Origin of the sequence: Mycobacterium sp. 3-98 (assembly GCF_035918355.1) — a bacterium.
Classification (GTDB): Bacteria; Actinomycetota; Actinomycetes; order Mycobacteriales; family Mycobacteriaceae; genus Mycobacterium; species Mycobacterium intracellulare.
In genome coordinates, this window is sequence record NZ_CP142360.1 from 784,097 (window position 1) to 797,834 (window position 13,738).

Annotated in this window: 12 protein-coding genes; 8 read left to right on the forward strand and 4 right to left on the reverse strand. The window is 69.8% G+C overall.

Annotated elements, in window-relative coordinates:
* Nucleotides 1–3: 3 nt before the first annotated feature.
* Complete coding sequence (locus tag QGN30_RS03865) at nt 4–1,830, forward strand: phosphoenolpyruvate carboxykinase (GTP) (protein ID WP_008261874.1); 1,827 nt, start codon at nt 4–6, stop codon at nt 1,828–1,830.
* Here the strand turns inward: QGN30_RS03865 and QGN30_RS03870 are convergent, their stop codons facing one another.
* Complete coding sequence (locus QGN30_RS03870; protein WP_014383463.1) at nt 1,831–2,916, reverse strand: GGDEF domain-containing protein; 1,086 nt, start codon at nt 2,914–2,916, stop codon at nt 1,831–1,833. It lies immediately after the preceding gene.
* A 191-nt stretch (nt 2,917–3,107) separates the two neighbouring features.
* Between QGN30_RS03870 and fadD4 the strand changes: the two genes are divergently transcribed.
* Together fadD4 and QGN30_RS03880 are read left to right on the forward strand one after the other, a co-directional pair.
* Nucleotides 3,108–4,637: a fatty-acid--CoA ligase FadD4 gene (fadD4, locus tag QGN30_RS03875; protein WP_008261872.1), complete on the forward strand. Its 1,530-nt coding sequence runs from the start codon at nt 3,108–3,110 to the stop codon at nt 4,635–4,637.
* 3 nt (nt 4,638–4,640) lie between these two features.
* Nucleotides 4,641–5,582 carry an enoyl-CoA hydratase/isomerase family protein gene (locus QGN30_RS03880; RefSeq protein WP_008261871.1) on the forward strand — a complete coding sequence of 314 codons (942 nt, stop codon included), beginning with the start codon at nt 4,641–4,643 and terminating at the stop codon, nt 5,580–5,582.
* 41 nt (nt 5,583–5,623) lie between these two features.
* Here the strand turns inward: QGN30_RS03880 and QGN30_RS03885 are convergent, their stop codons facing one another.
* Together QGN30_RS03885 and QGN30_RS03890 are read right to left on the reverse strand one after the other, a co-directional pair.
* Complete coding sequence (locus QGN30_RS03885) at nt 5,624–6,121, reverse strand: CD225/dispanin family protein (RefSeq protein WP_014381425.1); 498 nt, start codon at nt 6,119–6,121, stop codon at nt 5,624–5,626.
* 85 nt (nt 6,122–6,206) lie between these two features.
* Nucleotides 6,207–7,352, reverse strand: a complete 1,146-nt coding sequence (locus tag QGN30_RS03890) for an acyl-CoA dehydrogenase family protein (protein ID WP_008261869.1) — start codon at nt 7,350–7,352, stop codon at nt 6,207–6,209.
* A 123-nt stretch (nt 7,353–7,475) separates the two neighbouring features.
* Here QGN30_RS03890 and QGN30_RS03895 point away from each other — a divergent pair, with 123 nt between their 5' ends.
* Genes QGN30_RS03895 through QGN30_RS03905 form a run of 3 tightly spaced genes read left to right on the forward strand, consistent with a single transcriptional unit; the run spans nt 7,476 to nt 11,013 of the window.
* Nucleotides 7,476–8,492 carry a MaoC family dehydratase gene (locus QGN30_RS03895; protein ID WP_009951761.1) on the forward strand — a complete coding sequence of 339 codons (1,017 nt, stop codon included), beginning with the start codon at nt 7,476–7,478 and terminating at the stop codon, nt 8,490–8,492.
* Nucleotides 8,493–8,515: 23 nt separating this feature from the next.
* Complete coding sequence (locus QGN30_RS03900) at nt 8,516–9,706, forward strand: CoA transferase (RefSeq protein WP_008261867.1); 1,191 nt, start codon at nt 8,516–8,518, stop codon at nt 9,704–9,706.
* Nucleotides 9,700–11,013, forward strand: coding sequence for an amidohydrolase family protein (locus tag QGN30_RS03905; RefSeq protein WP_225342505.1), 1,314 nt, complete (start codon nt 9,700–9,702; stop codon nt 11,011–11,013). Before QGN30_RS03900 ends, QGN30_RS03905 begins: the two co-directional genes overlap by 7 nt.
* An 8-nt stretch (nt 11,014–11,021) precedes the next feature.
* Here the strand turns inward: QGN30_RS03905 and QGN30_RS03910 are convergent, their stop codons facing one another.
* Complete coding sequence (locus QGN30_RS03910) at nt 11,022–11,921, reverse strand: alpha/beta hydrolase (RefSeq protein ID WP_008261865.1); 900 nt, start codon at nt 11,919–11,921, stop codon at nt 11,022–11,024.
* 174 nt (nt 11,922–12,095) lie between these two features.
* Between QGN30_RS03910 and QGN30_RS03915 the strand changes: the two genes are divergently transcribed.
* Together QGN30_RS03915 and QGN30_RS03920 are read left to right on the forward strand one after the other, a co-directional pair.
* Complete coding sequence (locus QGN30_RS03915; protein WP_248923698.1) at nt 12,096–12,824, forward strand: alpha/beta fold hydrolase; 729 nt, start codon at nt 12,096–12,098, stop codon at nt 12,822–12,824.
* 227 nt (nt 12,825–13,051) lie between these two features.
* Nucleotides 13,052–13,714: an SAM-dependent methyltransferase gene (locus QGN30_RS03920; RefSeq protein WP_008261863.1), complete on the forward strand. Its 663-nt coding sequence runs from the start codon at nt 13,052–13,054 to the stop codon at nt 13,712–13,714.
* The last annotated feature ends 24 nt before the right edge of the window (nt 13,715–13,738 follow it).

Sequence of the window (13,738 nt, forward strand, 5' to 3'; positions counted from 1 at the left end):
TCGATGACCTCAGCGACCATTCCCGGTTTGGACACAGCACCCACGAAGCACCAGGGCCTGCTGTCATGGGTGCAGGAGGTTGCCGAGCTCACCCAGCCCGACCGGGTGGTGTTCGCTGACGGCTCCGACGAGGAGTTCAACCGGCTGGCCGCGCAACTGGTCGAGGCCGGCACGCTGAAGAAGCTGAACGAGAAGAAGCACCCCAACTCCTACCTGGCGCTGTCCGACCCGTCCGACGTGGCGCGCGTGGAGTCGCGGACGTTCATCTGCACCGAGCAGGAGAGCGGCGCCGGCCCGACCAACAACTGGATGGACCCGTCCGAAATGCGGTCCATCATGACCGACCTGTACCGCGGCTGCATGCGCGGCCGCACCATGTGGGTGGTGCCGTTCTGCATGGGCCCGCTCGGCGCCGACGACCCGAAGCTGGGTGTGGAGATCACCGACTCCGAGTACGTCGTCATCTCGATGAAGGTGATGACCCGGATGGGCAAGGCCGCGCTGGAGAAGATGGGCGACGACGGGTTCTTCGTCAAGGCGCTGCACTCGGTGGGGGCTCCGCTGGAGGAGGGCCAAAAGGACGTTCCGTGGCCGTGCAACGACACCAAATACATCACCCACTTCCCGGAGACCCGCGAGATCATGAGCTACGGCTCGGGTTACGGCGGTAACGCGCTGCTGGGCAAGAAGTGCTACTCGCTGCGGATCGCCTCGGCCATGGCCCACGACGAGGGCTGGCTGGCCGAGCACATGCTGATCCTCAAGCTCATCTCTCCGGAGAACAAGGCGTACTACTTCGCCGCGGCGTTCCCGTCGGCCTGCGGCAAGACCAACCTGGCCATGCTGCAGCCGACCATCCCGGGCTGGCGCGCCGAGACGCTCGGCGACGACATCGCCTGGATGCGGTTCGGCAAGGACGGCCGGCTGTACGCGGTCAACCCCGAGTTCGGTTTCTTCGGCGTCGCGCCCGGCACCAACTGGAAGTCCAACCCCAACGCCATGCGCACCATCGAGGCCGGCAACACCGTCTTCACCAACGTCGCGCTCACCGACGACAACGACGTGTGGTGGGAGGGCCTCGAGGGCGACCCGCAGCACCTGATCGACTGGAAGGGCCGCGACTGGACGCCGGACTCCGACGAGAAGGCCGCCCACCCGAACTCGCGCTACTGCACGCCGATGTCGCAGTGCCCGATCCTCGCGCCGGAGTGGGACGACCCGCAGGGCGTGCCGATCTCGGGCATCCTGTTCGGCGCCCGCCGCAAGACCACGGTCCCGCTGGTGACGCAGGCCCGCGACTGGCAGCACGGCGTGTTCATGGGTGCCACCATGGGCAGCGAGCAGACCGCCGCCGCCGAGGGCAAGGTCGGCACCGTCCGCCGCGACCCGATGGCCATGCTGCCGTTCCTGGGCTACCACGTCGGTGACTACTTCCAGCACTGGCTCGACCTGGGCAAGAACGCCGACGAGTCCAAGATGCCGAAGGTGTTCTTCGTCAACTGGTTCCGTCGCGGCGACGATGGCGGCTTCCTGTGGCCGGGCTTCGGCGAGAACAGCCGCGTGCTCAAGTGGATCGTCGACCGCATCGAGCACAAGGCCGGCGGTCAGGACACCCCGATCGGCATCGTGCCGAAGGCGGAGGACCTCGACCTGGACGGGCTCGACGCCAGCAGCGACGAGGTCGCCCAGGCGCTGGCGGTCAACCCGGCCGAGTGGCGCGAGGAACTGCCGCTGATCGAGGAGTGGTTCGAGTTCGTCGGCGACAAGCTGCCGACCGGCGTCCGCGACGAGTTCGAGGCGCTCAAGCAGCGGCTGTCCGAAGCGGGCTGATCAGCCCGCCAGCCGCGAATTGGGGCTGGCCTTCTTCTGCGCGTACATCAGCTCGTCGGCGCGGGCGAGCAGTTCGCCCACGTTCGCGGTGTCGGAAACCGGCGCCCGCACGAAGCCGATGCTGGCCGAGAGACGGTAGGGCCGCTCACTCGTCTTGTTGAAATTCCCGAACGCGAGCGCGAGCCGCTCCTCGAGCGACGGGGTGTCGCCGTCGCTTTCGGTGATCATCACACAGAATTCGTCGCCGCCGATGCGGGCGAGGATGTCGGACTCGCGCCGGATGGTGCGCAGCACCCCGGCGACGTCTTTGATCAGTTTGTCGCCCGTGTCGTGGCCCAGCTCGTCGTTGACCTTCTTGAGGCCGTCGACGTCGAGGAAGGCGAGCACGCAATTGTGGCCGAGGTGGTGCGACCCGCGCAGTTTCTGCTCGGCCAGCAGGTAGAAGCCGCGACGGTTGTTCAACCCGGTCAGCTCGTCGGTGACCGAGAGCCGGCGGATCTCCTCGTTGGCGTCCTCCAGGGCGGCGGTGCGGTCGCGCACCCGCCGTTCCAGCTCGGAGTACACCCGCACGTTCTCCATCGCGATCGACGTCGAGTCCGCCAGGGCCTGCAGCAGGTGGACCTCCTGGTCGGACGGCTGGTGCCGGCTGGCCCAGTAATTGCCGATCGCGCCGATCGGCTCGAGCTTGCGGATGGGCACCATCACCAGGCTCTTGACGAAGGTGGGGCGGTACAGGGCGTGCGGGATGCGCGGGTCGCCGTAGATGTCGGGGATCACCGCCGCGTCGCGGTTGAGCATCGCCCAGCCGCTGATGCAGGACCCGATGGGGAAACGGCTGCCCTTCCACAGCGGGGCGATCGCGTCCTCGTCGGCGTAATAGCAGCTGTCGTTGTCGCGGAGCACGAACGTCGCGCCGTCACAACCGGTGAGCTCGCGCGCCGAGGAGCGGACGATGCGCTGCAGGTCGGGCAGGGTGCGCGCCAGCGACAGCTCCTGAATGGCGTGCACGAGCCGCTCCATGCCGTCGACATAGTCGGAATCGGCGAACGAAGATGCGGCAGGCTCCGATTCTTGCTCGGCGGTCATGCGCACCTCCGTGCGGCAGTGGCGTATCCCGCCGCGCGTTGCTGACCAAGGTCGGGTTCCAGGGCCCACGGCGCTCTACTTGACTGCATTATGGCTGGCGCCGCGCGCCCCGCGCCGGGATTGACGCAGAAACTCGCCGGGTCCACCCACCACTTAACACCCGTCAAGTTTGGCGGCGGTACAGTCTGCGCATGCAGATCCGCCCGTATATCGGCGCCGACAAACCTGCTGTCATCCTGTACCCGTCCGGCACGGTCGTCACCTTCGATGACCTCGAGGCCCGCGCCAATCGCCTGGCGCACCGGTTCCGTCAGGCGGGCCTGCGCGAGGGTGACACGGTCGCCATCCTGATGGAGAACAACGAGCACATCCACGCGGTGATGTGGGCTGCTCGCCGCAGCGGTTTGTACTACGTGCCCATCAACACCCATCTGACCGCGGCGGAGGCCGCCTACATCGTCGACAACAGCGCCGCCAAGGCGATCATCGGCTCGGCCGCGCTGCGCGAAACCTGCGCCGGCCTCGCCGAGCAGCTGCCGCGCGGGCTACCGGAACTGTTGCTGATCGCCGCCGAGAAGCAAGACGAGGGCCTGCCGGGCTGGGAGCGCTACCCGGAATGCGTTGCCGGCCAACCGGATACCCCGATCGACGACGAAATCGAGGGTGACCTGCTGCAGTACTCGTCCGGAACCACCGGCCGGCCCAAGGGCATCAAGCGCGAATTGCCGCACGTTCCCCCGGCCGACGCCCCCGGCATGATGTCGGCGCTGGTCGGCTTCTGGATGACGCCCGATTCGGTCTACCTGAGCCCCGCGCCGCTGTACCACACGGCGCCGTCGGTGTGGTCGATGAGCGCGCAGGCCGGCGGCATCACCACGGTGGTGATGGAGAAGTTCGACGCGGAGGGCTGCCTGGATGCCATCCAGCGGCATCGGGTCACCCACGGACAGTTCGTGCCGGCGATGTTCACCCGGATGCTGAAACTGCCTGATGCGGTGCGTCATTCGTACGACCTGAGCAGCCTGCAGCGGGTGATGCACGCCGCGGCGCCGTGCCCGGTGGAGATCAAGAAGCAGATGATCGACTGGTGGGGTCCGATCATCGACGAGTACTACGCCTCCTCCGAGGCGCACGGGTCGACGCTGATCACCGCCGAAGATTGGCTGGCGCATCCGGGTTCGGTCGGCAAGCCCATGGGCGGCGCCGTGCACATCCTGGACGAGAACGGCGACGAGCTCCCGCCCGGCCAGGCCGGCGAGATCTACTTCGAGGGCGGGTATTCGTTCGAATACCTCAACGACCCAACGAAAACCGCGTCATCGCGCTCCAAGCACGGCTGGGCCACCGTCGGCGACATCGGCTACGTCGACGACGAGGGCTACCTGTACCTGACCGACCGGCGCCACCACATGATCATCTCCGGCGGGGTCAACATCTACCCGCAAGAAGCCGAGAACCTTCTGGTCACACACCCCAAGGTGATGGACGCGGCGGTGTTCGGCGTTCCCGACGACGAGATGGGCCAGCGCGTCACCGCGGTCGTGCAGACCGTCGACCCCGCGGACGCCACCGACGCGTTCGGCGATGAGCTGCTGGCCTGGCTGCGGGATCGCCTGGCGCACTACAAATGTCCGCGATCGATCGCCTTCGAAGCGCAGCTGCCGCGCACCGACACCGGCAAGCTCTACAAGAATGGGCTGATCGAGAAGTACTCGGTGTGACCGATGCTCCGGGTGGTCGACCTGTCGAGCGCGCCGGAGGACGGTCCGGCGTCGCCGCCCGGCGTGATCATCGCCGTCGGCTCGGCCGACGACATCGCTAGGGCCGGAACCTGGCTTGACGCAGCGACTTTCACGCTGACCGAGGACGCCTGCGCCGACCGCCGGGTCATCACCGTCGATTCCGTGTCCGACGCGCTGGTCGAGCTGACCGATCGCTGTCGACGTTGGCCGCACGCCGGCGGGATCTGTGACGACGTATTGCGCGCGGTGGATCCCGAGGGGCCGACGCTGGCCGGGGTGGTGGCCGAGTCGCTGGGGTATTCAACGCTGCAGTCCGGCCCGGAGTTCGCGCGGTGGCTACAGGAGCGCGGCCGGGTCCGCATGCCCGACATCGCCGACCCGGTACTGGCGGACCGTGACGGCGACATCCTGCGCATCGCCTTCAACCGGCCGCAGCGCCACAACGCGTTCTCCACCGACGCCCGCGCGGCGCTGTTGGAGGCGCTGTCCGTCGCGCAGCTGGATCCCTCGGTCACCGGCATCGTGTTGAGCGGCAACGGCCCATCGTTTTGCAGCGGTGGAGATCTCGCCGAATTCGGCACCTTCGCCGACCCGGCGAGTGCCCACCTCGCCCGCACCCGGCACAGCCCCGCCCTCGCGCTCGACGCGCTGACCGCGCGACTCGGCCGCGCGTGCCGCGCCGAGGTGCACGGCCGGGTGATGGGCAGCGGACTGGAGATGGCCGCGTTTTGCGGGTGGGTCACCGCCCGCGGCGACGCGGTGTTCGGGCTACCGGAATTGGCGCTCGGCCTGATCCCCGGCGCCGGCGGCACCGTCAGCGTCACCCGGCGGATAGGCCGGTGGCGCACGGCGTATCTCGTGCTGTCCGGCCACACCGTGGACGCCGAGACCGCGTTGGCCTGGGGGTTGGTGGACGAGGCCTAGCGATCGCGCCGCGGCACGCTCGACGTGGCCCGGGTTCGGCGTCAGAAGCCCGAATACGTGGTCGTGGTCGTCGAGGGCAGATGGGAGACGACAAGCACCCCGGCGACGACGTAGATCAGCACGAAGATCACCGCCGCGACGACGCCCACGATGGCGCCGATGATGGCCCACTTCTTGGCGTTGTTGGCCGCCTCGTGCGCCTCGGCGTAGCGGCCCTGCGCCCACAGCCCGGAGACCTTGTTGGAGTACACAATCGAGACGATCCCCAGCGGCAGGCAGCACAGCACCGTGCACAGGATCGCCCAGACCAGATAGTTCTCGGGTTCCGGCTGGCCCTGCCAGCCCGGCTGGGCCGCGGGCCATCCCGTGGGCGGCTGACCCGGCCACGCCGGGGGCGGCTGCGGCGGATACCCCGGCGGCGGCTGACCTTGCCAGTCCGGCGGCGGCTGGCCTTGCCATTCCGGTTGTTGCCCTTGCCATTCCGGCTGTTGCCCCGGCCATTCAGGCGAACCGCCGGGCGGCGCGGGAGGATAACTCATGGCGGCTGCCTTTCCCTTTGGTTCGGAAGTCAGGCAAATATACTCCCAAACGCCGTTCTGCCGCCGCGCGATTGACAAGCCCGCGTCAGATCCCGCCGCGGGTCACCAGTTGCCGGGCGATCACATTGCGCTGGATCTCGTTGGTGCCTTCACCGACGATCATCAACGGCGCGTCCCGAAAGTAGCGTTCGACGTCGTATTCGGTGGAATAACCGTAGCCGCCGTGGATTCGCACCGCGTTCAGCGCGATCTCCATCGCCACCTCGGAGGCGAACAGCTTGGCCATCCCGGCTTCCATGTCGCAGCGTTCACCGCTGTCGTAGCGCTCGGCGGCGTAGCGGGTGAGCTGGCGGGCGGCGGTGAGTTTGGTCGCCATGTCGGCCAGGTAGTTGCCCACCGATTGGTGCTGCCAGATCGGCTGCCCGAAGCTCTCCCGCTGCTGGGCGTAGGCCAGCGCATCCTCCAGCGCGGCGGTGGCGACGCCCAGGGCGCGGGCCGCCACCTGGATGCGGCCCGTCTCGAGTCCCTTCATCATCTGTGAAAAGCCCTCGCCCGCAACGCCACCCAGTATCGCCGTTTCCGGCACCCGGTAATTGTCGAAGGACAGCTCGCAGGACTCCACGCCCTTGTAGCCCAGCTTGGGCAGGTCCCGCGACACCGTCAGCCCCGGCCCGTGCTCGACGAGCACGATCGAGATGCCCGTGTGGCGCGGCTTGGCGTTCGGGTCGGTCTTGCACAACAGGGCGATCAGCCCGGAGCGGCGGGCGTTGCTGATCCAGGTCTTGGACCCGTTGATCACCAGGCCGCCCGCGTCGTCGCTCAGGGCGGTGGTCGCCATGTTCTGCAGGTCCGAGCCGCCGCCGGGCTCGGTCAATGCCATGGTGGCGCGCACCTCGCCGCCGGCCATCGGAGGCAGGTAGGTCCGTTTCTGCTCCTCGGTGCCGAACAGCGTCAGCAGCTTGGCGACCACGGTGTGCCCGCCCATCGCGCCGGCCAGGCTCATCCAGCCCCGCGCCAGTTCCTCGGTGACCCGCACGTAGCAGGGCATGGACACCGGCGAGCCGCCGTACTCCTCGGGCACGGCCAGCCCGTAGATGCCGATCCGCTTCATCTGCTCGATCCACGCCTCGGGATAGGTATTGGCGTGTTCGGTCTCGCGCACGCTCGGCTTGACCTCGCGGTCGATGAACGCCCGCACCGTCGCGACCAGCATGTCCTCTTCGTCGTTCACCTATGAGCACCTCGTCGATTCGCGCCGAACGTCGACTTGCTGGGAAAATCGGCACCAGCAGGTCGACGTTGGGGCCTGATCCGGATTGACCCTCGATTCCACAGCCTGCCAGCATGTGGCGTTGTGACTAGTGACGGGTATGCGCGGATTCGCGAGGGTGGGCCGTACTTCGACGACCTCTCGGTGGGGCAGGTGTTCGACTGGGCGCCGTCGATGACGCTGTCGTCCGGCCTGGCGGGCGCGCACCAGGCAATCGTGGGCGACCGGCTGCGCCTGGCGCTCGACGCCGATCTGTGTGGGGCGGTGACGGGGCTGCCCGCCCCGCTGGCCCACCCGGGGTTGGTGTGTGACGTGGCGATCGGCCAGTCGACGCTGGTGACCCAGCGGGTCAAGGCCAACCTGTTCTATCGCGGCCTGGTGTTTCACCGGTTCCCCGTCATCGGCGATTCCCTCTACACCCGCACCGAAGTGGTTGGGCTGCGGGCCAATTCACCCAAGCCGGGCCGGGCCCCGACGGGCTTGGTGGCGCTGCGGATGATCACGATCGACCAGGCCGACCAGTTGGTACTCGACTTCTACCGTTGCGGGATGCTGCCCGCCGGACCGGATTTCGATGCCGACAACGCACCGCACGACGATCTGTCCACCATCGGCGCCGACGTGCCCGGCCCGGCCCACGATCCCACCGCGCAATGGGACGGTGAGGTTTTCCGCACCAAGGTGCCCGGGCCGCACTTCGATCCCGCTCTGGCGGGATCGGTGCTGCACAGCACCGCCGACGTCGTCACCAATGCCCCCGAGCTCGCCCGGCTCACCCTGAATAACGCTGCGACCCATCATGATTCGCGGGTCGGCGGGCGCCGGCTGGTGTACGGCGGACACACCATCGGGCTGGCGCTCGCGCAGGCCGGCAGGCTGCTGCCCAATCTGGTGACGGTGCTGGGCTGGGAGTCGTGCGATCACACAGGTCCCGTACACGAGGGCGACACCCTCTACAGCGAGCTGCACATCGAATCCGCCGAGCCGACCGAGCATGGGGGAGTGCTCGGGTTGCGGTCGCTGGTGTATGCCGCCGGTGACGCGGAGGGCGGGCCGGACCGGCCGGTGCTGGACTGGCGGTTTCGCGCGCTGCAGTTCTAACGACGATGCGCGCCACGAGCACAATGGGGGGCGTGAGCTCGGCCGCAACCGCCTGGGGAAGCAGCGGGCTGGCCTACCTGACCGGCCCGCCCGACGGACCCGCCGACTTCTCCCGCGCCCGCGTGCTGTCCCGCGCGCACGAGGTGGCCGCGGCGATCGGCGGCCGCTGGGGCATCGACGTCGACGCGGCCGGGCTGCTGACCGGCCGGGCCGCCCTACGGGGCCTGACCCGCGCCGGCCGGGTGTCGCCCGGCGGCGCCACCCGCCTGCTCGCGGCGCGGGACGGCTGGTGCGCGCTCACCCTCTCCCGCGCCGACGACCTCGCCGCCGTCCCGGCGCTCCTGCAGGTCGACGACGCCGCGGTCGACCCGTGGCCGCAGCTGCGACGGTGGGCCGCCACCCGTGCGGTCCCCGACATCGTCGAGCGGGCGGCGCTGCTCGACATCCCGGCGGCGGGCCTGGGTGAGGCGACGGCCGCGCCGTCGCACACACGCCGCATCGGACCGCCGGCGCCACCGCGCGCGCCGCGGGGGCTGCTGGTGGCCGATCTGTCCTCGATGTGGGCGGGACCGCTGTGCGGTCGGCTGCTGGCCCACGCCGGGGCGACGGTGGTCAAGGTCGAAAGCCCTCGCCGCCCGGACGGCACCCGCGCCGGGGACCGAACCTTCTTCGACTGGATGAACCACAAAAAGCTCTGCTATGGCATCGATTTCGACAGCCAGACCGACGAATTACGCGAGCTCCTCACGGTCAGCGACGTCGTCATCGAGGGCTCCCGCCCGGCCGGGCTGGCGCGCCGGGGCCTCGGGCCCGACGACGTCGCGCCACGACCGGGCCGAATCTGGTTGCAGATCACCGCCTATGACGGGCGCCGGCCGGGATTCGGGGACGACGCCGCCGTCGGTGGCGGCCTGGTCGGGACCAGCGCCGAGGGGCCGGTGTTCTGCGGCGACGCCATCGCCGACCCGCTGACCGGCCTGCAGGCGGCGCTGGCGGTGGCCGAATCCCTGGCGCGCGGCGGCGGCGAATTGATCCGCCTCTCCATGGCGGCCGTCGCCGCGACCTACGCGGCGCTGCCCACGGGGCCCTCGGAGTCGCCCGCGCCGGTGTCACCGCCGCTAATGCCGCCGGCGGCGCCTCCCGCGTCCGGGCTGGGCGCCGACAACGCGGCGGTGCGCCACCTCGTCGGCCAAAGACGTTGCCTGTCATGCTGATTCGTCAGGCGACCCTGCTGGATGGGACCGTGACCGACATCCGCGTTGGCGCGCAGATCGAGGAGATGGCGCCCTCGGGCGAGGGCCTGACGCCGCGGGCCGGCGAGGGCGTGCTGTACGCGGGCGGCGGAACCGTGCTGCCCGGGCTGCACGACCACCACGTGCACCTGCGCTCGGCGGCCTCGGCGCTCGATTCGTTTTTCGTCGGACCGCCCGGGGTCAGCACCGAAGCCGAGCTCACCCAGTTGCTGGCGAACGCCACGCCCGGGCCCGACGGGTGGATTCGCGCCGTCGGCTACCACGATTCGGTCGCCGGGGAACTCGACCGGACCGCTCTGGACGCGATGGTCCGCAGCGTGCCCGTGCGCATCCAGCACCGCAGCGGCGCGCTGTGGATCCTCAACTCCGAGGCGCTGGGCCGGATCGGCCTGGCCGAACACCCCGACGGGCGACTGCGCAGCGCCGACGACGGCTGGTCGCAGACCCTGGACCGACGCGAAACTGACCTCGCCGAACTCAGCCGCCGCATCACGGCGACCGGCGTCACCGGGGTCACCGACGCCACCCCCGACCTCGACGCCGACGACAGGGCCTTGCTGGCGGCGGCGCACGGCCGCGGCGAGTTCCGGCCACGGGTCAGCTTCCTGTCCCCGGGCAAGAAAATCCTGCACGACGACCGCCTCGACCTCGACGGCCTCACGGAATGGATTGCCGGGCAGCACAACACGGGCCAACCGGTCGCCGTGCACTGCGTGACCGCGGCCCAGCTGGTGGTGACCATCGCCGCCCTGCGCGCGGCCGGCGGCCACCCGCAGGACCGCATCGAACACGCCGCGGTGGTGCCCGACGACAACGTGGCCGACCTCGCCGAGCTCGGGGTCACCGTGGTCACCCAGCCCAACTTCGTCGCCGAGCGCGGCGATCAGTACCTCGCCGAGGTTCCCGCCGCCGAGCACGATCAGCTGTGGCGCGTCGCGGCGCTGCGCGACGCGGGGGTGCCGGTCGCGCTGTCCACCGACATGCCGTTCGGCCACGGCGACCCGTGGACGGCGATGCGCGCCGCGGTGCACCGCACCACACCGAGCGGTGCCGTTCTGGGCGCCGACGAATGTGTCTTGCCGTCAACGGCTTTGACGATGTTTCTGGGGTGCGCGGATCGACCGGACCGGGTGCGCGCGGTGCGCACCGGGCAGCCGGGCGACCTGTGCGTGCTCAGCGAGCCACCGGCGACGGCGCTGGCCGAGCTGGACGCCGGCATGGTGGCCGCCACCGTCATCGGCGGCGAGCTGGTGTACTTCGCGATGTGACCCGGCGGTCAGGACGCCGGGGCGAGCGCGGCGCGCAGGATGTCGCATTGGCTGCCGAAGAACTGTTGCGACACTTGAAGTTTCGGCGCGATCAGGTCGAACCCGTGGAAGGCGCCGGGAACGATCTCGACCTGGCACGGCACCCCGGCGGCTTTCAGCCGTTCGGCGTAGGCCAGGTCTTCGTCATGGAACAGGTCATGCGTGCCCACACCGATCCATGCCGGGGGCAGCCCGCTCAGGTCGTCGCGCCGGGCGGGCACCGCGACCTGCGGGTCCGCGCCGCCCAGATATGCGGCCCAACCGAATCGGTTGCTGCGGTTGTCCCAGAGCCGGTAGTTCGCGCTGGGCTCGGTCGCCGAACTGCGGTCGTCGAGCATGGGATAGGTCAGCAGCTGAAACGAGGGGCTCACCTCGGCGCGGTCGCGGGCCAGCAGGGCCAGGGCCGCGGCGAGGCCACCGCCGGCGCTGGCACCCCCGATGGCCACCCGGTACCGGTCCACCGACGGCAGCCCGGCGAGCCAGGTCAGCGCCGCGTAGCAGTCTTCCAGCGGTGCGGGGTACGGATGTTCGGGCGCCAGGCGGTATTCCACCGACGCCACGGTGATGCCCAGCCGCCTGCTGAACCCGCTGCACAACCGGTCGTCCTGCTGGGCGGTGCCGATCACGTATCCGCCGCCGTGAATCCACAGCAGCGCGGGCGTCGGCTCGCTGACACCGGCGGGCCGGAACAGCCGGACGCCGGCCCCGGACTCGAGGGTGATCACCTCGACGTCGCGGACGGGCTTGCCCAGCCGCGCCCGCCAGTCCATCGCCGCCCGCATGATGGGCAGGGTGCGTGGGCCGACGAGCCGCCGGGGAGCGAAGCGGGCGAGTTTTTGCAGGTCAGGATGAACAGCGTCGTTCGTCACCGATCCAGTATCACCGACGGGGAAAATGAAGGGACCGCTATCGGTGTTCTGCCGTTCATGACACGAGGAGGCCGCGTGCCCGCAAACGTCCCCCACCTCGCCACGCGATTGGTCGACACGACGCTCGGGACGCTTCGGGTCCAGGTGAGTGGCGGAACCGGTCCCGCGGTCCTCATGTGGCCGAGCCTGCTGATGACGGGCGACCTGTGGGCCGGACAGGCCGCCCGGTTCGGCGACAGCCATCGCCTGGTGCTCGTCGACCCGCCCGGCCACGGCGGCAGCGCGCCGCTGAGCGGGCCTTTCAGCTTCGCCGACTGCGCGCGCTGCGTCGTCGACCTGCTGGACGGGCTCGGCATCGACCGCGCCCACTTCGTGGGCAACTCCTGGGGCGGGATGATCGGCGGCACCTTCGCCGCGCTGCACCCCGAACGGCTCGACCGCGCCGTGCTGATGAATTGCACCGCCTCCAAAGCCGGTGTCGCACAAAAGATTCAGTACGCCGCCATGCTGTGGTTGGCGAGACTGCTCGGCGGCATCCGGCCGCCGCTGACCCAGTCGAGCATCCGCGCCTTCCTGGGGCCGACCACGCTGCGCACCCGCCCGGACGTGGTCGAGGCCGTGCGGACGAACGTGGCTGCGGTGAACGCCGATTCGGTCCGCTGGGCGGTGCGCAGCGTGGTCTCGGCCCGGCCCGATCAGCACGCCCTGCTGGCGCGCGTCACGGCGCCGGTGCTGGTGGTCGCCGGCGCGGAAGACGCCACCTTCCCGGTGGCCGAAACCCGGGCCATGGCCGAGTCGATCCCTACCGCGTCCTTCACCGTCCTGGACGGGGTCGCGCACCTCGCGGCGCTCGAGGACCCCGCCCGGGTGAACGCGCTGCTGGAGTCGTTTCTGTTCGGGTGACGCGGCGCCGCTATCGAACCGAAACACGCGTTGCCACGTAGCCCTAACGGGCCCGCGCAGGGCCCACAAGGCAGTGGATTAACCGAACCGCGATCGGGGTATCGGTGCAATGCTGGCGAACGTGCTTGCCGTCAGCTTGTGGGGTTTGTCGGCTCGTGTTCGCTACGTCCCGCCTGGGGCCGCGCGTCCGCAGGCCGCCCGATCGGCCGCGACGCGAGGGGCGAGACATGCTGGGGCAGCTATACGATCGGGCACTCGGCGGGGAGCGATGTTGGATCCGCCATGACGACGGCGAGCTGCGGCCGCTGCCGGCGCACCGCTGGTTGGGAGTGCGATGTCCCCCGGACGGCTCAGGCGGATCCGGTGACGCCGTCGACGAGGTTTTCGACGAGGCCGTCACCCAGATGTGCACCGGGCCGACCATCGAGCTGGGCTGCGGTCCGGGGCGGTTGGTGGCGAGACTGATCCAGCGGGGCATCCCCGCACTCGGTATCGACCGGTCCGCGACCGCGATCCAGCTGGCGGGTCGGGGCGGTGCGCCGGCCCTGTTGGGTGACGTGTTCGAGGAGCTGCCCGGAACGGGCTTGTGGCAGACGGTGTTACTGGTCGACGGCAACGTCGGGCTCGGTGGAGACCCGCTGCGGATTCTCGCGCGCGCCTTCGAGTTGTTGGCCCGCGGCGGCCGTTGCATCGCCGAATTCGAAGCCGAGACCATCGGCATCCGGTCGCGCTGGGTCCGCCTCGAGTCGTCGTGCGAGGTCGGGCCCTGGTTTCGCTGGGCCACCGTTGGGGTGGACAGCGCCGCCGCGCTGGCCGCGCAGGTGGGGCTGACGCTGACCGGCGTCCGCCTGATCGGCGACCGGGTGATCGCCAGCCTGGCGGCGGTCTGAGCGTGTCGCGCGCAGCTAAATCCG